This is a genomic window from Paraburkholderia sp. (genome assembly GCF_028283785.1).
Taxonomy (GTDB): Bacteria; Pseudomonadota; Gammaproteobacteria; order Burkholderiales; family Burkholderiaceae; genus Paraburkholderia.
Genome location: NZ_JAPWKB010000002.1, coordinates 335,502 through 355,416, shown reverse-complemented (window position 1 = coordinate 355,416; position 19,915 = coordinate 335,502). Strand labels below are relative to the sequence as shown.

18 protein-coding genes are annotated in these 19,915 nt (G+C 63.4%); 9 read left to right on the top strand and 9 right to left on the bottom strand.

Annotated elements, in window-relative coordinates; translation table 11 throughout:
* Window positions 1-9 precede the first annotated feature (9 nt).
* Window positions 10-585, top strand: a complete 576-nt coding sequence (gene flhC, locus PW947_RS02090) for a flagellar transcriptional regulator FlhC (protein ID WP_299629228.1) — start codon at window positions 10-12, stop codon at window positions 583-585.
* 164 nt (window positions 586-749) lie between these two features.
* On the opposite strand, the gene PW947_RS02085 is transcribed toward flhC, so the two are convergent.
* The 3 genes from PW947_RS02085 to PW947_RS02075 form a co-directional block, all read right to left on the bottom strand.
* Window positions 750-1,523, bottom strand: a complete 774-nt coding sequence (locus tag PW947_RS02085; protein ID WP_299629226.1) for a hypothetical protein — start codon at window positions 1,521-1,523, stop codon at window positions 750-752.
* Window positions 1,524-1,544: 21 nt separating this feature from the next.
* Complete coding sequence (locus PW947_RS02080) at window positions 1,545-2,072, bottom strand: MarR family winged helix-turn-helix transcriptional regulator (protein WP_299629224.1); 528 nt, start codon at window positions 2,070-2,072, stop codon at window positions 1,545-1,547.
* A 236-nt stretch (window positions 2,073-2,308) separates the two neighbouring features.
* Window positions 2,309-4,495 carry a hypothetical protein gene (locus PW947_RS02075; RefSeq protein WP_299629222.1) on the bottom strand — a complete coding sequence of 729 codons (2,187 nt, stop codon included), beginning with the start codon at window positions 4,493-4,495 and terminating at the stop codon, window positions 2,309-2,311.
* Between the two features lie 322 nt (window positions 4,496-4,817).
* On the opposite strand from PW947_RS02075, the gene PW947_RS02070 reads away from it, so the two are divergent.
* From PW947_RS02070 to PW947_RS02060, 3 genes are all read left to right on the top strand, one after another.
* Window positions 4,818-5,390: a TetR/AcrR family transcriptional regulator gene (locus tag PW947_RS02070; RefSeq protein ID WP_299629220.1), complete on the top strand. Its 573-nt coding sequence runs from the start codon at window positions 4,818-4,820 to the stop codon at window positions 5,388-5,390.
* 91 nt (window positions 5,391-5,481) lie between these two features.
* Complete coding sequence (locus tag PW947_RS02065) at window positions 5,482-6,165, top strand: epimerase (protein WP_299629218.1); 684 nt, start codon at window positions 5,482-5,484, stop codon at window positions 6,163-6,165.
* 169 nt (window positions 6,166-6,334) lie between these two features.
* On the top strand, window positions 6,335-6,658 hold the full coding sequence (locus PW947_RS02060) for a pyrimidine/purine nucleoside phosphorylase (protein ID WP_299629217.1): 324 nt from the start codon (window positions 6,335-6,337) through the stop codon (window positions 6,656-6,658).
* 105 nt (window positions 6,659-6,763) lie between these two features.
* Here PW947_RS02060 and PW947_RS02055 read toward each other — a convergent pair whose 3' ends face one another.
* Window positions 6,764-7,081 carry a DUF4148 domain-containing protein gene (locus PW947_RS02055; protein ID WP_299629215.1) on the bottom strand — a complete coding sequence of 106 codons (318 nt, stop codon included), beginning with the start codon at window positions 7,079-7,081 and terminating at the stop codon, window positions 6,764-6,766.
* 443 nt (window positions 7,082-7,524) lie between these two features.
* On the opposite strand from PW947_RS02055, the gene PW947_RS02050 reads away from it, so the two are divergent.
* The 3 genes from PW947_RS02050 (at window position 7,525) to PW947_RS02040 (ending at window position 10,422) form a co-directional block, all read left to right on the top strand.
* A complete protein-coding gene (locus PW947_RS02050; RefSeq protein WP_299629213.1) occupies window positions 7,525-8,202 on the top strand; it encodes a response regulator transcription factor in 678 nt (225 codons plus the stop codon).
* A 79-nt stretch (window positions 8,203-8,281) separates the two neighbouring features.
* On the top strand, window positions 8,282-9,613 hold the full coding sequence (locus PW947_RS02045; protein WP_299629313.1) for a HAMP domain-containing sensor histidine kinase: 1,332 nt from the start codon (window positions 8,282-8,284) through the stop codon (window positions 9,611-9,613).
* An 80-nt stretch (window positions 9,614-9,693) separates the two neighbouring features.
* Complete coding sequence (locus PW947_RS02040) at window positions 9,694-10,422, top strand: response regulator transcription factor (protein WP_299629212.1); 729 nt, start codon at window positions 9,694-9,696, stop codon at window positions 10,420-10,422.
* Window positions 10,423-10,511: 89 nt separating this feature from the next.
* On the opposite strand, the gene PW947_RS02035 is transcribed toward PW947_RS02040, so the two are convergent.
* Window positions 10,512-10,667: a hypothetical protein gene (locus PW947_RS02035; RefSeq protein ID WP_299629210.1), complete on the bottom strand. Its 156-nt coding sequence runs from the start codon at window positions 10,665-10,667 to the stop codon at window positions 10,512-10,514.
* A 416-nt stretch (window positions 10,668-11,083) separates the two neighbouring features.
* Here PW947_RS02035 and PW947_RS02030 point away from each other — a divergent pair, with 416 nt between their 5' ends.
* Together PW947_RS02030 and PW947_RS02025 are read left to right on the top strand one after the other, a co-directional pair.
* Window positions 11,084-11,389 carry a helix-turn-helix domain-containing protein gene (locus tag PW947_RS02030; protein WP_299629207.1) on the top strand — a complete coding sequence of 102 codons (306 nt, stop codon included), beginning with the start codon at window positions 11,084-11,086 and terminating at the stop codon, window positions 11,387-11,389.
* Window positions 11,389-12,762, top strand: coding sequence for a HipA domain-containing protein (locus tag PW947_RS02025; RefSeq protein ID WP_299629205.1), 1,374 nt, complete (start codon window positions 11,389-11,391; stop codon window positions 12,760-12,762). Before PW947_RS02030 ends, PW947_RS02025 begins: the two co-directional genes overlap by 1 nt.
* Window positions 12,763-12,783: 21 nt before the next feature.
* Here PW947_RS02025 and PW947_RS02020 read toward each other — a convergent pair whose 3' ends face one another.
* The 4 genes from PW947_RS02020 to PW947_RS02005 all read right to left on the bottom strand — a co-directional run bounded on the left by PW947_RS02020 (window position 12,784) and on the right by PW947_RS02005 (window position 19,888).
* Window positions 12,784-14,244 carry an efflux transporter outer membrane subunit gene (locus PW947_RS02020; RefSeq protein ID WP_299629204.1) on the bottom strand — a complete coding sequence of 487 codons (1,461 nt, stop codon included), beginning with the start codon at window positions 14,242-14,244 and terminating at the stop codon, window positions 12,784-12,786.
* Window positions 14,237-15,454, bottom strand: coding sequence for an efflux RND transporter periplasmic adaptor subunit (locus PW947_RS02015; protein WP_299629202.1), 1,218 nt, complete (start codon window positions 15,452-15,454; stop codon window positions 14,237-14,239). The genes PW947_RS02020 and PW947_RS02015 overlap by 8 nt, the downstream gene beginning before the upstream one ends.
* Complete coding sequence (locus PW947_RS02010) at window positions 15,444-18,686, bottom strand: efflux RND transporter permease subunit (RefSeq protein ID WP_299629200.1); 3,243 nt, start codon at window positions 18,684-18,686, stop codon at window positions 15,444-15,446. Before PW947_RS02010 ends, PW947_RS02015 begins: the two co-directional genes overlap by 11 nt.
* A gap of 275 nt (window positions 18,687-18,961) precedes the next feature.
* Window positions 18,962-19,888, bottom strand: a complete 927-nt coding sequence (locus tag PW947_RS02005; protein ID WP_299629198.1) for a LysR family transcriptional regulator — start codon at window positions 19,886-19,888, stop codon at window positions 18,962-18,964.
* Between the last annotated feature and the right edge of the window lie 27 nt (window positions 19,889-19,915).

The following is a 19,915-nucleotide window of genomic DNA, read 5'->3' as shown; positions in this document are numbered from 1 at the left end:
GAGATGACCATGCTCAAACGCAGCCTCACCGAAGACGCGCAGGAAGTGTTTCGCGCAATCGCACTGATCGAACTCGGCGCACGCATGCAGGTGCTCGAAAGCGAGCTGACGCTGTCGCGCGACCGGATGATCCGGCTGTATCGCGAAGTGAAGGGCAATTCGCCGCCCAAGGGCATGCTGCCGTTTTCGGCGGACTGGTACATGACGTGGCTCGCGAACATCCACGCATCGCTGTTCTACAACACGTACCTGTTTCTGAAGAACGAAGCGAAGTGCTCGCATCTGGACGCGCTGACCAAGGGCTACCGGCTGTATCTGGAGCACTGCCGTCACAGCGACACCGAACCGGTGCTCGACCTGACGCGTGCATGGACGCTGGTGCGTTTCTTCGACGCCAACATCCTTCAGATGACGAAATGCTGCCGCTGCACGGGCAAGTTCGTCGCGCACAAGCATGATCTGCAGCACAACGTGGTGTGTGGCGCGTGCCAGCCGCCGTCGCGTGCGGGCAAGACGAAGAAGGCTGCGGCCGCTGCGAAGCAGCAGCGCGCGGAAGCGGCGGAAACAATGCCGCAAGCTGCATGATTGCGACGGCTCAGGCCGTTGCGTGTAACAGATAAAAGCTTATTGTCCTGACACCGGATCCGGCGGATCCGGTCGTGTCACCCGCCGCAATCCGGCGTTCCCCAAGCTTCAGTCCAGCGTCCAGTCAGCCTTCGGCCAGATCCGGACGGACAAACCCCCGCGCATCAAACGAGCGAAGCAAGCAAACCGCTCAACGCATCCCGATACATCGACGGCGCGAAGCAATCGCGCAACACGCTCGTATCCGGCAACGCCGATTCCAGTTGCACCGAACCCGTCATCCTGTCCGCCAGCGAAAACAGCAGCGCGTGCTGATCCTGCGTCACCGGCGTGAGCACGGCGGCGAGCCGGCAGCATGCCGCGTACGCTTCGCGCCGGAACGGATTGACGCGTGCCGGATCGTCGGGTGCGGGGTGCGTGCCGGCCGTCGTCGCGATGTGTTCCCGCGCGGCCGCCGTTACCATTCGCTCGGTCGCGCGCGCGATTTCCGTCAGACCCGGCGCATGTCCGGTCTTCACGACGATCTGAAACGCCCGCGTATACAACACGTCGCCGAGCAACACACCCGCCGGCGTGCCGAGCGACAACAGCGGACTCGACACTTCGCCTTCGCCTTCGTTCTGCGCCTGCGCTGCGTCGCCCGAACGCTGATTGCCGAGCCGCGCGTGCGCTTCGAGCGACAACACCATCAGCTCCATCGCCGCTGCGAACGCGTGCAAGGTCGGCGCATCGCGGTCGTCGTCACTGGCTGCGCCGGCTGCGCGCGCCGACAGCATCAACACACTGCTCGCAATCAGATGTTCGTTCGCGATTGCGGCGTTGATGAACGGCTTCGCGAACGTCAGATGCGCACTCTGTTCCTGGCTCAACACGTTCAGGATCGCGGCGAGATCGGCTGAAATCGGGGCTTGGGACTGCTGCAAAATTTCTGGGGTCATCGTTGATTCGGTTGAGGCGGATCAGGATCCGGCCAGCGTGCGCTGGAGCGACGCCGCGACCGGATGGCCGGCGTTGGTCAGGATGCGGCCCAGCATGCGTTTGAGCAAAGCGACTTCGTTGGGAGTGAAGTCGGTCAGGATCTGGTTCAGCATGTCGGTGAAGATGCGCGGCACCTGAATGGCGATGCGCTCGCCTTGTGCTGTGAGCGACAGATGGACGACCCGGCGGTCTGCCGAACTCCGGTGACGCTCGATCAAACCGAGATCGGCGAGTTTATCGACCAGCCGCGTAACCGCGCTCGCATCGATGCCCTGTTCGCGCGCGAGATCGGCCGACGTGCTGCCGGTGCCGTTCGCGATCGACAGGAGGATCGACGCCTGCGAGGTCGTGATGCCCAGCTCGGCTTGCGTGCGTTGCGTGCAAAGTTCCCACATAACCGCGCGCGTGCGCGTGATCAGGTCGCCGAAGCCTCCGGCCGACATCGTGCCGTCGCAAACGGGACGCGGGCCGGACGCGATGGTCGGCCCGCAAGGTTCGGGATGTTGCATGAGAGAGCGTCGCGGTTGACGCACCGCGAAGTGCGTTCAGGAGTAGGTGACTTCACCGCGTCATTGTATCAACAGACAACACAATCACGCGCCGGAGATGTCGCTGGCGGCGGGTTGTGCGCATGTTACGCCGTTCTTCGGCGACGATCGTTTCAAAACCGGGAAGAGTGCGTCACCAGACAGCGAACCTTCGGCAACATTCGCGGGACGACGCAATCGCGCGCCGTCTTGCACGCTCAAGGCGTCCACCGGTACATCAGGATTTTCGCGCGCGCGTCGTCTTCGAGCAGGATCACGTATTCGCCGGTATCGCGCTGGACCGCGCTGATACCGAGATACACATCGACCCAGCCGCTGGTGCTGCCGACGCTCGCGCCCGGCGTCATATAGCCGACGGCCTGGCCCGTCCGCGCGTCGTACACATCGACCTTCGCGGTGTACAACTCGGCGACGAAAATATAGTTGCCCGCCACCGCGATGCCGACGGTCGTGCGCTGCGGATTGCTCGACGTATCCCACGGCAGCGCGATCGTGTATTGCTGCGACGGCGCGCCCGAACGCCAGTTGTCGTAACGCGCGAGCACCGGTCCCGCTTCTTTCCAGTGCGTCGTATCGTACGGGATCGCCGCGGTGAAACCGGACAGATACATCGTGTCCGTATCGGCGAGATAGATCACGCGCGCGACGCGCGTGAACGGCGCGGGCATCGCGAACATCGTCGAACTGGCATACGTGTAGATCGGATTGCCGGCCGCATCGAGACCTTGCAACGGCATTTCGCGGATACCGCTGATGGGCGTCGCGAGCCACACGTTGGCGGCGCTGTCGACCCACCAGAAACCGTTGCCCACGGTGCTGCCGGTCGATGCATTGCCGCTGATCTCGCTGGCGTCTACGGTACCGTTACCGTTCGTGTCGCGCCACAACCATTCGCCGTACGTGGGTTGCGCGGCGGGCCACGTGCCGGGAATCGGATTCTGCGCGAGCAGGCCGGATGGAATCGCGATCTCGCCCATCGTCGCGCTATTGAAGCGGTAGACGTTCAGATAATGCGCGCCCGTGTCGAGCGTATAGAGAAACGGCTGCCCGTTGATTCGCCGCACCATCGGTTCGCCGCGCACGCCGCGCGGCTCGTGAAACGCCGGGTCGTCCGGATACGTGAAGCGGTCGAGCGTGAAGGCCGCGTACGACCATTCCTGTCCGGCCGGCTGGCTGTAATCGAGCGTGAAGCGCTTCGAACCGGTGTAGACGTTGGTCGGCGTGGCCGGATCGAATGCGGCGCTGTCGACGAACAGCAGACCGTAAAGCCGCCAGTTGAGCGCCGGTCGCGCGAAGTTATAGCTTTCGAGCACCGCGCCCTGACCGACCGTCGCCGATCCGGTCGGACGCGGTCCTTCGTTGTTTTGCGCGACGTACAGATTGCCCGATGCATCGACGCCGATGCCGGTGATGCCGTCGAAGCGCCGCTCGCCCGGCACGCCGCGCGTGACGTGAAACAGACCGTTGCGCGTGCCGTAACTCGACGTCAGTTGCGGCGCGGCATTCGCGCTCTTCGTGTAGACCAGAATTTGCTGCTTCGCGCCGTTGTCGGCGATCAGGATCTGGCCGGACGGCCCCATCGCGATGTCGGTGGGAATCGCGTCGGACGGTAGCGCGACGGAAGTCAGCGCGGCGCCCGTCGCGCTGGTGTGAAGCACGCTCTGGTCGGCCGCGCCGGGCGCACCGCTGAGCACCCACAGTGTGCCGTCGGTGTCGATCGCGATGCGCGTCGGCGACGGCACGCTCCACGAGCGCAATTGCTGCATCGAGTTTGCGTCGAACACCAGCACGCGGCTGTTGGATGTGTCGGCGACGTAGAGCTCGGTGTCGGTGGCGGCGAGTCCGCGAATACTCGCGTCGGTGCCGGTCGTCACGCTGTCGAGCATCAGGAAACTGTTCTTGGTGGCGTTCGCGCTATTGCCGATCCCGGCCGTAAACGGCGCGCCGGTCGCGATATTCGCGAGCGTGCGGCGTGTAATCCCATACCAGGTCAGATTGGCGGCCGGATAATCGGCGCCGACCAGCGCATTGCTCTCGTTGCCAATCGACATCGCCGCATACAGATACGTCCGGTTGGTCGCGATCGCGTCGCCGCCGGCCGCGCCCCAGCCGTGCGTATTGCCTGCGACCGCGAGTTTGTCGCCCGCGCGATACGCGGCGATTTCGCTGCCGCTTTCGTCCCACGGCGCATTGGTATAAACCGTGCCGTCGGTGCCGACGCTAATGGCCTGAATATCCTGCTGCATCCATTTGCCGTCACCGAAACCAAAGCTATTGCCGATCCACGACGTCGTGTAAGTCAATTGAGACTGGGCGAACGCGGAAAGGGGACACAGCGCATCGACGACCAGCAAGGCCGCGACAAGACGAATAACGGGTTTCACGACAAAAATCCTTGCGAGGTTAAAGCGCGTTTTAATCCTCACACAAATGCATCGGAAATTTAATCGTAAATAATTCGCACAATGCGAATTTTCGATTGCATCGCCGTTAAATAAATCCCGATAAAACAAAAACCGAAACGACGAACCGGAGGCAACTAACTGTCAGGTCCGCGCGGCGTCCGCCGATTGAAAATGTCCGCGCGAAAATGACGCGTCGTGCCACATCGAGGTCAGGCAGACGATGTCGCGACACGACCAGCGGTTGCGCGAAGTGCGCATACGGCGATATGATTGAGCACATACTCAACTATAGACACGTATCGTGGCCAGGCCTCTCAGTGATGAAAAACGCAGCGCGATCCTGCTGGCCGCTGCGCAGGTGATTGCGGAACACGGAACCGGCGGACCGATTTCGAAGATCGCAAAGCAGGCAGGCGTCGCGGAAGGGACGATCTTCACGTACTTCGACGACAAGGACGCGTTGCTGAACGCGCTCTATCTCGCGCTGAAAGCCGATCTGGCGGTCGCGTTCCGGCACGGCCGTCCGGCGTCGAAAACGTTGAAGGCGCGCGTGCAGCACGCGTGGGAGCGCTACATCCAGTGGGGCGCGACGCATCCGGCGCAGCGTCGCGCGATGAGCCAGTTGAGCGTGTCCGACCGCATCACCGACGACACCCGCCAGCTCGGCGCGAAAGCGTTCGAAGAGATCGGCGCGACGCTCGATGAAGTCGTAACGACGGGCAACCTGAAAGGGCAGTCGCCCTTGTTCGTCGCGGCGATCATGGAATCCATCGCGGAGACCACGTTGTCGTTTATCGCGCGCGAGCCGGATGCCGCCGACAACTACACGCGCGCCGGATTCGACGCGTTCTGGAACGCGGTGTCGAAGTCGTGATGAACCGTCGCCCGAGCGTCGTCGCAGGTCCACACGCGTCTGCATCAGCGCCCACACAAGCATCCGCACCCGCACCCGCAAGGAAATCCGCATGAAAGTTCTGCTGTTCGGCGCCACCGGCATGGTCGGTCAAGGCGTGTTGCGCGAATGCCTGCTCGCGCCCGACGTCTCCGAAGTGCGCACCGTCGGTCGCTCGGCGACGCCGCAGCGCGACCCGAAACTGAGCGGCGTCGTGCACGCCGATCTGATGGACTGCGCCGCGATCGCCGACGATCTGCGCGGTTTCGACGCGTGTTTTTTCTGCCTCGGCGTGTCGTCGTTCAGGATGAGCGAGGCCGACTACACGCGTCTGACTTACGATCTGACGCTGGCCATCGCCAAACTGCTCGCGCAACTGAACCCCGGCATGACCTTCACGTACGTATCCGGCTCGGGCACGGATAGCACCGAACGCGGCCGCAGCATGTGGGCGCGTGTGAAAGGCCGCACTGAAAACGCATTGCTGCGCCTGCCGTTCCGGTCCGCGTATCTGTTCCGTCCGGGCGTGATCGTGCCGCTCGACGGTATCCGTTCGAAAACGCGCGCGTATCAGTCGATCTACTGGATCCTGAAACCTGTGCTGTCGCTCGCGAAGGCGCTGTTTCCCAAACAGGTGGCGACCACGCGCAGTGTCGGCCTGGCGATGCTCGAAGTCGTGCGCAAGCAGCCGCCCGGACGCCACATCGAAGCGGCGGACATCGAAGCCCTCAGTCTCGCCGCAACGCGCCCGGATTGAGCGGCCCGCCGGATCGCGCACGACAGATCGCGTAATCGAGCCTGCGCACTACAGCGGTCGTATCGGCTTTTGCTATATTTCTGGCTTCAGCGGGCGTTCTTCCGGTTCGCCCGCATCCCGCGCGACACACCCGTTGTCGCGACGATCACTCGCAAGGAACCATAGCGTCATGGCTGTCACACCTACTCAGTTCGATCAGGTTTCCGTCGTCAAGAAAGCCAATATCTATTTCGACGGCAAATGCGTGTCGCACACGGTCGTTTTCCCCGACGGCAGCCGCAAGACGCTGGGCGTGATTTTCCCGGCCACGCTGAAGTTCGGCACGGACGCGCCGGAAGTGATGGACGTACAGGCCGGTCATTGCAAGATCCGCCTGACCGGCAGCGATACGTGGCAGGAATACCGCACGGGCGACAGCTTCTCGGTGCCGGGCAACAGCAGCTTCGATATCGAAGTGCTGGAAACGATGGACTACGTGTGCCACTACGGCTAAACGCGAGTCGCGTCACAGCATGAAAAAACCGGCGACATCGCCGGTTTTTTTATTTGCGCGGACGCGTTGCGCAATGGCTCGCGCCATCCGTCGCGCATGCCCGATTCAACCAGCGTGCTGGATCGTCGCGCTGGTTTGCGTCGCGTGTGCGGCGGGCAGACAATCGTGCCGGAAATCGACCTGCAATTTCGCTTCGGCGCGTTCGAGATCGTACGGATATTGCGAGGCGTCGTCGCCGGGACTGTAGCCGCGCGATTCGAGTTCGCCCAGTTCGCGTTGCAACTGCGCGTGCGACACCTCGTTCTTCGTATGCGTGAACGGATAGTCGCTGCACTGCTGCTGCGTCAGATGCGGCGCGGCCATCGCCGATGCGCTGGAAATCAGGAGTGCGGCGAGTGCCAGCGTCTTCGTTGCGAGTGTCATTTTCAAGGTCCAAGGTCCGGTTTTATTGGCCGCTTTGTTCGCGGCATGGACACAGCGTAGGGGATCGATCGAAGCGCCAGCGCGTCGTAAAGATGAAAGAACTTTTATCTTCGCGAGGCCCGATCCGCGAACCCGTTGTACGACCGTGATCACGCTGAAAAAACAAGCCAATAAGCGCGACCGAATGACTCACCGCGCGAGGCCGCCATCGGCGAGCCGCCGACCTTAAATTAAGTTTCATCCAGCCCGCGCGGCCGTGGCTCGCTGTCGTCAAAGCCCTGAAAACAGGCGCTTTCGGCGATTTTCGGCAGTGTGGAAAACGCTCCGGACGAACGTCCGTGCGATTTCGCCGAAGGTTGGATATGGCATTATTGAGACCTGTTTGGTAACCGGTCGCGCCCACTGTCGACGCGCCAGAAGCGCGCCGTCTCAGGCGAAAAATCATGTCGCGAGTGCTGACAATAGAAGACGATGAAATCACCGCGAGCGAGATCGTCGGTGAACTGAAAAACCGCGGTTATTCCGTCGATTGGGTCGCGAATGGCCGCGACGGCATGGCCCGCGCGATCAGCGACGATTACGACGTGATCACGCTCGACCGGATGCTGCCCGGCATCGACGGTCTGACGATTCTCACGACGATGCGCAGTGTCGGCATCCAGACGCCGGTGCTGATGCTGAGCGCGCTCGGCGATGTCGACGAACGCGTGCGCGGTCTGCGCGCGGGCGGCGACGATTATCTGACCAAGCCGTTCGATCCCGAAGAGATGACCGCGCGGCTCGAAGTGCTGCTGCGCCGCAGTCAGGCACCCGTCGTGCCGACGGAAACCACGCTGCGCGTCGGCGTGCTCGAACTCGATCTGATCTCGCGCAAGGTACACCGCGACGGCGAAGAAATCGTGCTGCTGCCCACCGAATATCGCGTGCTCGAATTCATGATGCGACACGCTGGGCAGACCATCACGCGCACCATGCTGTTCGAAGCGGTGTGGGGCTATCACTTCGATCCCGGCACCAATCTGATCGACGTGCATATGGGCCGGCTTCGCAAGAAGGTCGATCCGCCTGGCGTCAAGCCGATGATCCAGACCGTGCGCGGCTCCGGTTATATCCTCGCGTGAGTACTGCATCTTGACGGACACACCTTTCCCGGGGCAAAGCGCGCTCGGACGTCGCTGGCATTCGACCACCTTCCGGCTGCTGTCGATCTACGCGGTGATCTTCTCTCTGTCGGTGATGTTGCTGCTGGGGTTTATCGGTTGCGTGGTGACGGGCGACATGGAGCGCGACACCGACGTCATCATGGACTGGCAGTTGATCTATTTCGATTCGCTGCCCGATGTCGATCTGTCGAAAGCCATCCACCGTCGGATGGAACACGAGCGGATGCACACCAACTATTACGGCCTGTTCGCGCCCGACGGCCGTCTGCTGGCCGGCGACGTGCTCGAAGATCCGGTCGAACTCGGCGCCGATCGTCAGGGCCGCACGCTCGATCTGAAGCTCGCCGTGCCGGGCGATGTCGCCGCGCCCGTCGTACGTGCGATGGCCGAGCGCCGCGCCGACGGCTCGACGCTGGTGGTCGCGCGCGATCTCACGCATATCTTGCGGATCCGCGAGCGCATCATCAACGCGCTGATTTTCGGCGGCATCCTGAGTCTCGCGGCGGGCGTCGCGGGCGGACTTGCGCTGAGCATCTGGCAGATGCGGCGGCTGAAGGCGATCCGCCGCGTGACACTGCTGATCGCGCAAGGCGATCTCGGTCAGCGCTTGCCGGTCGGCGGTCGCGACGAAGTGGATATGCTCGCGCATCTGGTCAATCACATGCTGGCCGAAGTCGAGCGTCTGATGAACGAAGTGAAGGGCGCGTGCGACGGCATCGCGCACGACTTGCGCACGCCGCTCGCGCACGTTCGCACGCTGCTCGCGCATGTCGCCGAACGCACCGATACGCTCGGCGACGATGCCGTCAATAGTCTCGTCGTGCGTGCGCGCACCGAGACCGATGCGCTGCTCGACCGGTTTCGCGCGATGCTGCGCATTTCGGAAATCGGCACGCTGCATCGGCGCGGCGGTTTCGGCGAAGTCGAACTCGAATCCTTGCTCGAAGAAGTCGGCGAACTGTACGAGCCGCTCGCCGAAAGTCGTGATATCCGCTTCGATGTGCGCGTGCAGCCAGTCGAGCCGATTCACGGCGATCGCGCATTGCTGTTCGAGGCGATCAGCAATCTCGTCGATAACGCGATCAAGTTTTGCGCTGCGGGCGGCGCGGTGCGGATCGAACTGACCGACACGATGGCCGGTCCGCAAATCGAAATCGTCGACAACGGGCCGGGCATCGCGGTTGCCGAACGCGAAGCGGTCTTGCAGCGTTTTTATCGCGGCGAAGCGACACGTCATCTGGCCGGTTCCGGGCTGGGGCTGAGCATCGTGTCGGCGGTGATGCGCGTGCACGATTTCACGTTGAAGATCGGCGATGCGCAACCGGGCGCGCGCGTGACGGTCGAATGCTGGTCGCGCACGCTTGCGTGACGCCCGGCTATTCCGGATGACGTCGTGCCGTGTAATGCGGTGTCGTCGTGTTGTGATTGTCCCGCTGGACTGATGGATTCATGCGCGTTCTGCTCGTTTCACCTGATCATCCTGAAGCCCTCTGGCTGCTGAAGGCGCTGCAAGAAAGCGCGCACAGCCTGCAACGCACGACCGATCTGCGCGACGGCGTGTTTCTCGCCGCACAGGAACCGTTCGACGTGATCGTCGTGATGTCGCCGGAGCGCGCGATGTGCGATGCCGCGCTCGATGCGTTGCCGCAGTTCGTATCGGCTGCGGGCGGCGCGTCGATCGTCGCCGTGCTCGGCGCGACGACGCCGCACGATCGCGCGCTGATGCTACGCGCCGGTGCCGATGCGTGTTTCGGTCTGCCCTATTCGTTTATCGAACTGCACGAACGGATGCAGGCGCTGCGGCGCTTCGCGGCATCGAGGCTCGCGCGCGTGCCGGACGGACACGGAACGACCGGCGCGGATAGCGTCGATACGCAGCGTGCCGCGTCCGGCCTCACGCTCGATGCGGCGACACGCGAACTGGTCGAAGGCGAGCAACGGATGGGCGTCACGCGACGCGAATATCTGTTGCTCGAATGCCTGCTGCGTCAGCCGAATGCGCCGGTGCCGCGCGAGCAGTTGATCCGTTACGCGTGGCCCGAAAGCGACGAGGTCGATCCGTCGAGCGTCAATCTGGTGGTGTCGCGTCTGCGGCGGAAACTGCTCGAACGGATGCCGCGCGTGCAGATCGAAACGGTCAGCCGCTACGGCTATCAGATCAACGCGTTGCCGCATTGATAATCCGTTGACCGACGCGCTGGATGCGTAGCTGCCGGCAAGCGTAGAAAGGCCCGCGTCTCGTCGAGAGCGCGGGCCTTTTTCATGTGTCACGAGCCGAAATACGGTGTGCAGAAGCTGGGCGGACCGACGCAGCCGTCGGGCGTATTCGGACCCGCCGACGCGCAACCGGACAACAGCATTCCGGCCGCGAGCGCGACGGTGGCATAAGCAAGCGATCGGCGGATCGCGGTACGGATCGTCATGGGGCGTTCAGTGATTCAGTGAGTCAGTCATTCAACGAAGTGGTCAGCGATACAGGTGATTCAGATAATTCATCTGGCCGTCCTGTTCGGCCTGCGGTTTGATTCATGGCGGAATGTGTCGATGAGTTTCGGTTGACAGGCAGGATAACGAACGGGATTTAGCGGTTCGGTGGTAGGAAGGTGAAAAGAGTTTTAGTCGGGAAGGCGAGGGAATCGGCATGGGAGACGGAATGAGGCATCCGCCGATTGTTTCGACAATATCGGAACAATCGCTGTAAACCCATCGAATAGCCCGATTGTTCTGATATTGTCGAAATAAAGCCGCGTTAATCACGTTCGACGGCTTAATTCTGATATTATCGAAACTATCCGCTTTATCTGCGGATATCTCCGATTATTCCTGGTATATAGGAACTATGGCTCGTCGCTTGCCCAGTCCCGACGCCGATCTGCAACCATTGGCCGCAGATATGGCTGCGCTCGGCCTGCTGGTGCGTAACCGGCGCGCGCACAGTCAACTTCGTATCGACGACGCGGCGGCGCAAGTCGGCGTCTCCACGGATGTCCTTTCGCGACTCGAAAACGGCAGGGCAGTCAGTCTCGACAAGGTATTCAAGGTCCTGGACGGCTTTGGGTTGACCCTTCTCGTGATGACGAAAGACGAAGCGGCGAACGCGCTGGAGACGCGTCCATCGCGCCCGGGCGGGTCGGAGGGCGGCTGATGGCGCACACACTTCGGGTATCGACGCAAAACGCGGCCGTCGGACATCTCGGCTTCGACGTGTCGCATGACGAGTACAGCTTCCAATACGACGCCGGCTGGCTCGCGAGCCAAGGCCGATTCCCGCTTTCACCGCATATCCCGCTTTCCGGCGACGCGCCGGCGCGGGGCGTCGTGCATCGGTTTATCGCCAACCTGTTGCCGGAAGGACGCGCGCTCGAAGTCGCGTCCGTCATGTATCAAATCTCGAAAGACAATGCGTATGGCCTGATTCGGATGCTGGGCAAAGAGCCGGTCGGCGCGCTGAGTTTTCTGCCCGACGCGCAGCGCGACGGCGTGGACGAACCGCAACCGCAACCGCAACCGCAACCGGACGCGGAGCCGATCCGCCGCGTGATTTCCGAAGCTGAACTGAGCGAGCGAATCCGTGAGCGTGACGTGATTCCGTTTCCGGTTTGGGATCGAAAAGTGCGTCTGTCCGTTGCGGGTTATCAGGACAAGCTGCAGGTGATGATCGAAGGCGACACGCTGTCGCTGGCCGATGGGTCGCTCAGTTCGACTCACATCCTGAAGCCGGAGACACGCAATCCGTCGACGCCATTCATGGTGGCCAACGAGCACTACTGCATGACGCTCGCGGCCGGACTGGGTTTGCCCGTCGCGCCGGTGACGATCCGCCGCATTCCCGAACCGATCTTGCTGATCGAGCGCTTCGACCGCAGCGTGACGCTGGACGCCGACGGCATTGCGATCCAGGCGGTGCGCCGTCTGCATATCATCGACGGCTGCCAGGCGCTCGACCTGCCGGTGTCGGCCAAATACGAGCGCAACTTCGGCAACTCGCCCGACGTCGCGAATATCCGCGAAGGCGTGAGTTTCGAGAAGCTCTTTACGCTGACGCCGCATCTGGATAACCCGGCCGCGGCGCGTACGCTCATGATCCGGTGGGCGTTGCTGCAACTGCTGATCGGCAACAGCGACGCGCACGGCAAGAACATCTCGTTCTTCGTGAATCGGGCGGGACTCGTGCCGGCGCCGCTCTACGATCTGGTCTCTGTCAACGCATACGGCGAGAACGTCGAGCAGGACATGGCGATGGGCTACGGCGATGCCTTTCGGCTGGAAGACATCGGTGCTTTTTCGCTTGCGGATTTTGCCTTCCGGACCGGAACGCAACGCGCTTTGCTGGTGCGCGAGATGACGCGGATGTCGAATGCCGCGTTGAGGCTCGCGCCCGCGCTCGTCCACTCGCCAAGCTACGCCGACGACGAGCGCGAGTTGGTGCAACGCGTATCCGACTTCATCTGCGCGCAGGCGGCCCGGCTTCTCCGCGTCGCCCCGATGGTGGTCGAAGTCGACGCGGACCTGCTGTAGCCCGTCCGCCAGCGACGTCGCTCACACCGCCTTCGCGACCGGCGTAACCGGCACAACCGCACCAACCGGCCCGGCCTTAGCCATCCACCCGCCGCCCAGTGCCTGAATCAATCCCACCGACGCCAGCAGCCTGCGCGTTTTCAAATTCAGCGCCACGACCTCCGTATCCAACTCCGTCGTCTGCGCCGTCACCACATCGAGATAGCTGACCACGCCGTCGCGATACCGCGACATCGACAGCTGCAAGGTCCGTTTCGCCGCGTCGAGCGCCTGATCCTGATTCACCGCTTCGTCACCCAGATGATGCAGTTGCGCGAGGTTGTCTTCGACCTGCTGGAACGCGAGCAATACCGTCGCCTTGTACGTCGCACCGTTCTCCGCGAGCTTCGCCTGCGCCTGATGCGTGATCGCGGCGCGCTTGCCGCCGTCGAAAATCGTCATGAACAGACTCGGTCCCATCGACCAGATTTCGTTCGGCGCCATGATCCACGGCGACAGCGTGTCGCTCTGGAAACCGCCGTCCAGCCCCAGCGACAGATCCGGAAAATACGCGGCCTTCGCCACGCCGATCTGCGCATTCGCCTGTGCGACGCGACGCTCCGCTGCCGCCACATCCGGGCGACGCTGCAACAGCGAAGCCGGCACGCCGGCCGGGATCGACGGCAGATAGTCCGGCGCGGTGTCGGCGGCCAGCGAGAAGCTCGACGCCGGGACGCCCGTGAGACTGGCGATCGCGTGCTCGTACAGCGCGCGGCGCGCTGTCACGTCGTCGGCGGCGGCGCGCGCGGACGCGAGTTGCGTCTGCGCCCGCGAGACATCGAGGTCCGACGCAATGCCGCCGGCGTGACGACTGAGCGTCAGCTTCAACGCGCGCTGATACGTGTCGATCGTGTCCGTCAACAGTTGCTGCTGCTGATCGAGACCGCGCAGATTGAAATACGCGTTCGCCAGACTCGCCTGCAAGCTCAGCCGCACCGACGCGAGATCGGCGGCACTGGCTTCGGCGGCGGCCCGGCCCGCGCTCACTTCGTTGCGCACCTTGCCCCACAGATCGAGGTCGTAGCTGATGCCGACATCGACCGTCGCGGTGTTGTACGTGGACGGCTGGTCCGAGCCGCGCAACGGTCGCGTGTCCGATTGCCGCTGACGGGACACGCTCGCGCCCGCGCCGATGGTCGGCAGGAAACCGGAGCGCGCCTGCGCGAGATACGCGTTCGCCTCGTCGTGACGCGCGACTGCGGCGTCGAGATCGGGATTGTTCGCGGCCACTTGCGTTTCGAGTGCGTTCAACCGCGAATCGCGATACGCCTGCCACCACGCGTCACGCGGAATGTCGTCGGCGGGACGGGCGCGTTGCCATGCGCCGCCTTCCTTGAACGCGGTCGGAATCGACGTGGCGGGCGCGTGATAGGGCGGCGCGAACGAGCAGCCGCTGACCAGCGCCGCGCCGGCCAGCGCGATGCATAGACGGCGTTTATCCATGAGCGCGCTCCGCATCGTGCGAGGCCGGACGGCTCAATTCGGCAGCTTGCACCGGTGCGGCCTGCTGCACGCGCACCGGATCGCCCGACACCAGCGAATCCGGCGGATTGTCGATCACACGATCGGTGGCGCGGATGCCGGAGGCGATCTCGACACGCTGGCCAAGATCGGTTTGCACCGTCACGTCGTGCAGCACCGCGCGATCGTCGGGCCCGACCACGGCCACTTGCAGACCCTGTTCGCGGAAGATCAGCGAGCTTGCGGGAATGGACAGCGCGTGCGAATCGGCGTGAGTCGCGAAATGGACTTCGGTGTACTCGCCCGGAATCAGCACACCATCGGCGTTATCGACGGACAGTTGAACCAGCAAGGTGCCGGACGCCTGCGCGATCGAATCGTCGGTGTTGACCAGAGTGGCGTCGAAGGTTTTGCCGGGACGCTCCGGCACGGTCAGCGTCGCGGTCATGCCGGGCTTGATCGCGGCGGCCTGATCCTGCGGCACGCTGACATACACCCGCAAACGGTGCGCATCCGACACATTGAACAGCTCCGGTCCGCTGCCGCCGCCCGCGTTGATCAGCGCGCCGACATCCGTGGTGCGCGCGGTCACGACGCCGTCGAACGGCGCGGTGATCCGCTTGAACGATTCGAGCGCTTCGAGGCGTCGCACGTTCGCTTGCGCGGCATCGACGGTCGCGCGCTTCGCGATCAGATCGCTGGATTTTTCGTCGGCGTCCTGCTGCGACACCGAATCCTGTTGCAGCATTTCCGACCAGCGGTGTGCGGTCGTCGCCGCGAGCTTTTCGTTCGCGACGGCGTTCTGCAAATCGGCACGCGCCTGCATCAACTGCTGGTCCAGATCCGGCGTATCGATCTGGCCGAGCAACTGGCCGGCCTTCACGTGCGTGCCGATATCGGCGTACCACGCATGCAGATAACCGGACACGCGCGCGTAGATCGGCGCGTTCACATACGCGGACAGATGGCCGGGCAGCACCAGCGACCCCGCCGCATCGGCCTGCTTCGGCGTATACGCGGCGACGGTCGGCACGGCCTGATCGGCGGACCAGGTGGTCATGGTCTGCTTCGCATGCACGCGGCTGATAATGCCGCTCGACACGATGCCGGCCGCCACCAGAATGGCGATCACGCCGACCAGTTTCAGATGACGTAGACGCTTGGGCGAGTTGATCTCGATCTCAGTGGACATGGAGAACTCCGGGTTCGGTAGAAGAGTGATCCTGCGACGCGCCGTGAGCGGCGTTGTCGCGTCGGTGGACGAGGCTGAAGACGACGGGCACGAACAGCAGCGTCGCGAAGGTGGCGCAGATCAAACCGCCGATCACCGCGCGGCCGAGCGGCGCGTTCTGTTCGCCGCCGTCGCCCATGCCGAGCGCCATCGGCGCCATGCCGATAATCATGGCCAGCGCGGTCATCAGCACCGGCCGGAAACGCGTGAAACCCGCTTCCATGGCCGCGACCAGCGCGTTGCCGTTGATCGCGAGCCGCTCGCGCGCGAAGCTGACCACCAGAATGCTGTTCGCGGTCGCGACGCCCATGCAGAGAATCGCGCCCGTCAACGCGGGAACCGAGAGCGGCGTATGCGTGGTGAACAGCATCCAGACAATCCCCGCGAGCGCTGCGGGCAACGCGGTGACGATCACGAACGCGTCGCTCCACGAGTGGAAGTTCACGACGATCAGCAGATAGATCAGCACGATCGCGCCGGCCAGACCGAGCAGCAGGCCGGTGAACGAACTGTTCATGGTCTGCACCTGGCCGCGCAGCGTGACGATCGATCCCTTCGGCACGTCGTTCGCGGTGTCCTTGACGATCTTGTCGATATCCGACGCGACCGCGCCGAGATCGCGGCCTTGCGGCGTCGCGTAGATGTCGTACAGCGGCTCGATGTTGTAGTGCGACACCACCGCATTGCCGACGCCGCGCGTGACCGTCGCGATACCGCCGAGAATCTGCGACTGTCCGGTCTTGCTGGTGACCGGCAGGTTGAACAGGTTCGACAGCGACGTCATCCGGTATTGCGGCGTCTGCGCGACGATCGGATACGACACGCCGTTGTTCGGATTCAGCCAGTACGTCGGCGACACCTGACTCGTGCCGGACAGGCTGGCCACGACCGAATTCGTCACGTCCTGTTCGGTGATACCGAGTTCGTCGGCGCGCGCGCGATCCACGTTGACGGTGAGTTGCGGATACGTCGATGCCTGCTGGATTCGCGTATCGGCAATGCCGGGAATCAGGCGCATCCTGCGCATGACTTCGTTCGCGTATCGACGGTTGCCCGCGCGGTCCGGACCGGCCACCTGCAAATCGATCGGTGCGGGCGCGCCGAAGTTCAGTATCTGACTGACGATGTCCGCAGGCAGAAACGCGAAGGTCGTGCCGGGAAACGCGCGCGGCAACAGTTCGCGCAGCGTGCGCACGTAGCGCGCGGTCGGGCTGTGATTCCGGTTCAGCGAAATCAGGATATCGCCGTCCTGCGGCCCGATCGTGCCGCTATTGTTGTATGTCAGGTTGATCCCGCTGTTCGGCAGACCGATGTTGTCGACGATGCTCGCCATCTGGTCGGGCGGAATCTGACGACGAATCACGTTCTCGATACGGTCGAGCGTTTCGGCGGTATCTTCGGTACGCGTGCCGATCGGCGCGCGCACGTGAATCGCGATTGCACCGGCGTCGATGTCCGGGAAGAAGTTGCGGCCGAGCCACGGCACCAGCAGAAACGACAGCGCGACCACCGCCAGAAAGCCGGTGACGAAGCGCTTGCGATGCGTCAGCGCGAGGCCGAGCACGATCCGGTAGACCGCGCGCACGCGCTCGAAGCGATGCTCGAAACCGCGCTGGAACCGCACCAGCGGATTGCGCGAAGGCGGCGCAGCGTGGCCGCCGTGCGGGTCCATCAATGCCGCGAGTTCGCCGGACGCGTGGCCGCCCGATGCATGCGGCTTCAGCAGATACTGCGCCATCATCGGCACGAACGTGCGCGACAGGATGAACGACGCGATCATCGCGAAGATCACGGCTTCGGCCATCGGCACGAACAGGAATCGCGCGATACCGTTGAGCAGCAGCATCGGCACGAACACGATACAGATACACAGCAGCGACACGAAGGCCGGCGCCACGATCTGCGCGGCACCGTCGAGAATCGCCGCGCGCACGTCCTTGCCTTGCTCCAGATGCCAGTTGATGTTTTCGATCGTGACGGTGGCGTCGTCCACCAGAATCCCGACCGCGAGCGCGAGTCCGCCGAGCGTCATCACGTTGAGCGTTTCGCCCATCGCGGCGAGACCGGCAATCGCCGCGAGCACGGCGAGCGGAATCGACGCAGCGATGATAAGCGTCGAGCGCCAGCTGCCGAGGAACAGCAGGATCATCAGCGAAGTCAACGCCGCCGCGATCACGCCTTCACGCGCCACACCGCTGACAGCACCCTTCACGAAGGTGGACTGATCGCCCATCGCGACCAGTTTCAGACTGGGCGGCAACGTCGATTCGATGCGCGGCAGTTGCGCCTTGATGCCCGAAATGATGTCGAGCGTCGATGCCGAGCCGTTCTTCAGAATGCTCATCAGCACCGCGCGATGCCCGTCCACGCGCACGATATTGCCCTGCGGCGGATAGCCGTCGCGAACGTGCGCGACGTCGCGGATAAAGATCGTCGCGCCATCGACGGTTTTGATCGGCAGGTCGTTCAGTTCGTCGAGTGCGAGCGGGCTGTTGTTCAGCTTGACGTTGTATTCGAACCGGCCGATCTTCTCCGTGCCTGCGGGAATGATCTGGTTCTGCGCCGCGAGCGCCGTCGCGACATCCTGCGCGGACAGCTTCTTCGCTTGCAACGCCTGCGGGTTCAGGTCGATCTGTACTTCACGCGTCTTGCCGCCATACGGCGTCGGAATCGCGACGCCCGGCACGCTCAGCAATTGCGGACGGATAAAGTTGGTCGCGTAGTCGCCGAGTTGCTGTTCGTTCAGCGTATTGCTGGTCAGCGCCAGTTGCAGCACCGGCACCGTCGACGCGTTGTAGTTCAGGATCTGCGGCGGCGTGGTGCCGGGCGGCATCTGCTTGAGCACCGTCTGCGAAACCGACGTGACCTGCGCGGTCGCCGTGCGGATATCGACAGTCGGCTGGAAGAACACCTTGACGATCCCGTAACTGCGGAACGATTGCGACTCGATATGCGCGACGTCGTTGACGGTCGTGCCGAGACTGCGCTCGTAGTACGTGACGATCCGGCCGGACATGTCGTCCGGCTGAAGGCCGCTGTAACTCCAGACGACGCTGATCACGGGAATCCGGATATCGGGAAAGATATCCGTCGGGGTACGCATCGCGGAAAGCGGGCCGATCAGCAGGATCAGCAACGCCAGCACGATAAACGTGTAGGGCCGGGTCAAAGCAAGCCGGACTATTTTTAACATCGGAAGCAGCTCCGTTCAGAGGCGCGAATGAATCTGCGCGGGCGTGTGTCGGCAGGACAGTCGAAGGGTGGACTGTCCGTGCGTGCATTCTGGAGAGCGGTGCTTAACAGCCCACGACTAGAAAAATGAAACAAGTTTTAGTCGCGTCGCGGGTTATGGCGTGTGGGGGACACACACCCGCACCCGGCGCGACGCTGCGGTCGCCGCCGGGTCAAACTGTCGCAAGGGATGGAGGTGCGATGGACGTATGCGTGAAAAGCGATCGACGTGGCGGATCAGGCGACCGCGCGCAACGCCACGGGCCGCTCCGGCGCGCGATATTGCGCGACCACGAAGTCGATGAAACTGCGCACGCGCGCGGACAGATAATTGCGGCCCGAGTAGAGAATCGACACTTCACGCGGACCGCCGTTGATGCCGAACTGTTCGAGCACGGCGACGAGACGTCCCTGGCTCAGGTCGTCGGCGATCAGCGGTAACGGCAGCAGCGCGATGCCCATGTGATTCAGCGCGGCGGCGCGGACCATCGCGTTGCTGGTCGCGGTCAGTGGCGAGCCGGTGCTGACGCGATGCACGCCGCCGCGCGCGTCCGTGAATTCCCAGGTCCGGGTGCTGCCGTCGGAGACGGTCAGCAAACCGTGCCGGCCGAGCGCGGCGGGATCGCGCGGTGCGCCGTGGCGCGCCAGATAGGCCGGCGACGCGACCATCACGTCGTCGATTCTCGCGAGCGAGCGGCTGACGAGGTTCGCCGCCGGCAGGCGGCGATCGTCGGAGAAACACACGTCGAAACCGCCTTCCACCATGTCGATATGCGTGTCGTACGTCGTCACGTCGAACGCGACGCGCGGATGCTGCGTCCGATACGCGGCGAGGATCGCGCCCATGCCGCAGGTGGCGAACGTGGTGGGCGCGGCGATGCGCAACGTACCGCACGGATCGCAGGTGGTTTCGGCGAGATCGGATTCGAGTGCGTCGAGTTTTTCGATGATCGCGCGGCATCCGTCGAGATACTGACGTCCCACATCGGTCAGCGACAGGCTGCGCGTGGTCCGGTTCAGCAGGCGCAGATTCAGATGCGCTTCGAGCATGCCGACGCTGCGCGTGACCGCAGCGGCCGACATCCCCAGTTGCCGCGCAGCGAGCGTGAAGCTCGCGAGATCGACTACACGGGTGAAAACACGCATCGATTGGAGCTGGTTCATGGTCGGTCACGCCGTAATGACAATGCG

Bases quoted from the DNA above. Each gene is read 5' to 3' on its own strand.
- PW947_RS02055 (WP_299629215.1), bottom strand. From the start codon at position 7,081: ATGACACTCGCAACGAAGACGCTGGCACTCGCCGCACTCCTGATTTCC.
- PW947_RS02010 (WP_299629200.1), bottom strand. From the start codon at position 18,686: ATGTTAAAAATAGTCCGGCTTGCTTTGACCCGGCCCTACACGTTTATC.
- PW947_RS02065 (WP_299629218.1), top strand. From the start codon at position 5,482: ATGAAAGTTCTGCTGTTCGGCGCCACCGGCATGGTCGGTCAAGGCGTG.
- PW947_RS02035 (WP_299629210.1), bottom strand. From the start codon at position 10,667: ATGACGATCCGTACCGCGATCCGCCGATCGCTTGCTTATGCCACCGTC.
- PW947_RS02025 (WP_299629205.1), top strand. From the start codon at position 11,389: ATGGCGCACACACTTCGGGTATCGACGCAAAACGCGGCCGTCGGACAT.
- PW947_RS02020 (WP_299629204.1), bottom strand. From the start codon at position 14,244: ATGGATAAACGCCGTCTATGCATCGCGCTGGCCGGCGCGGCGCTGGTC.
- PW947_RS02050 (WP_299629213.1), top strand. From the start codon at position 7,525: ATGTCGCGAGTGCTGACAATAGAAGACGATGAAATCACCGCGAGCGAG.
- PW947_RS02040 (WP_299629212.1), top strand. From the start codon at position 9,694: ATGCGCGTTCTGCTCGTTTCACCTGATCATCCTGAAGCCCTCTGGCTG.
- PW947_RS02030 (WP_299629207.1), top strand. From the start codon at position 11,084: ATGGCTCGTCGCTTGCCCAGTCCCGACGCCGATCTGCAACCATTGGCC.
- PW947_RS02015 (WP_299629202.1), bottom strand. From the start codon at position 15,454: ATGTCCACTGAGATCGAGATCAACTCGCCCAAGCGTCTACGTCATCTG.
- PW947_RS02085 (WP_299629226.1), bottom strand. From the start codon at position 1,523: ATGACCCCAGAAATTTTGCAGCAGTCCCAAGCCCCGATTTCAGCCGAT.
- PW947_RS02005 (WP_299629198.1), bottom strand. From the start codon at position 19,888: ATGAACCAGCTCCAATCGATGCGTGTTTTCACCCGTGTAGTCGATCTC.
- PW947_RS02080 (WP_299629224.1), bottom strand. From the start codon at position 2,072: ATGCAACATCCCGAACCTTGCGGGCCGACCATCGCGTCCGGCCCGCGT.
- flhC (WP_299629228.1), top strand. From the start codon at position 10: ATGCTCAAACGCAGCCTCACCGAAGACGCGCAGGAAGTGTTTCGCGCA.
- PW947_RS02060 (WP_299629217.1), top strand. From the start codon at position 6,335: ATGGCTGTCACACCTACTCAGTTCGATCAGGTTTCCGTCGTCAAGAAA.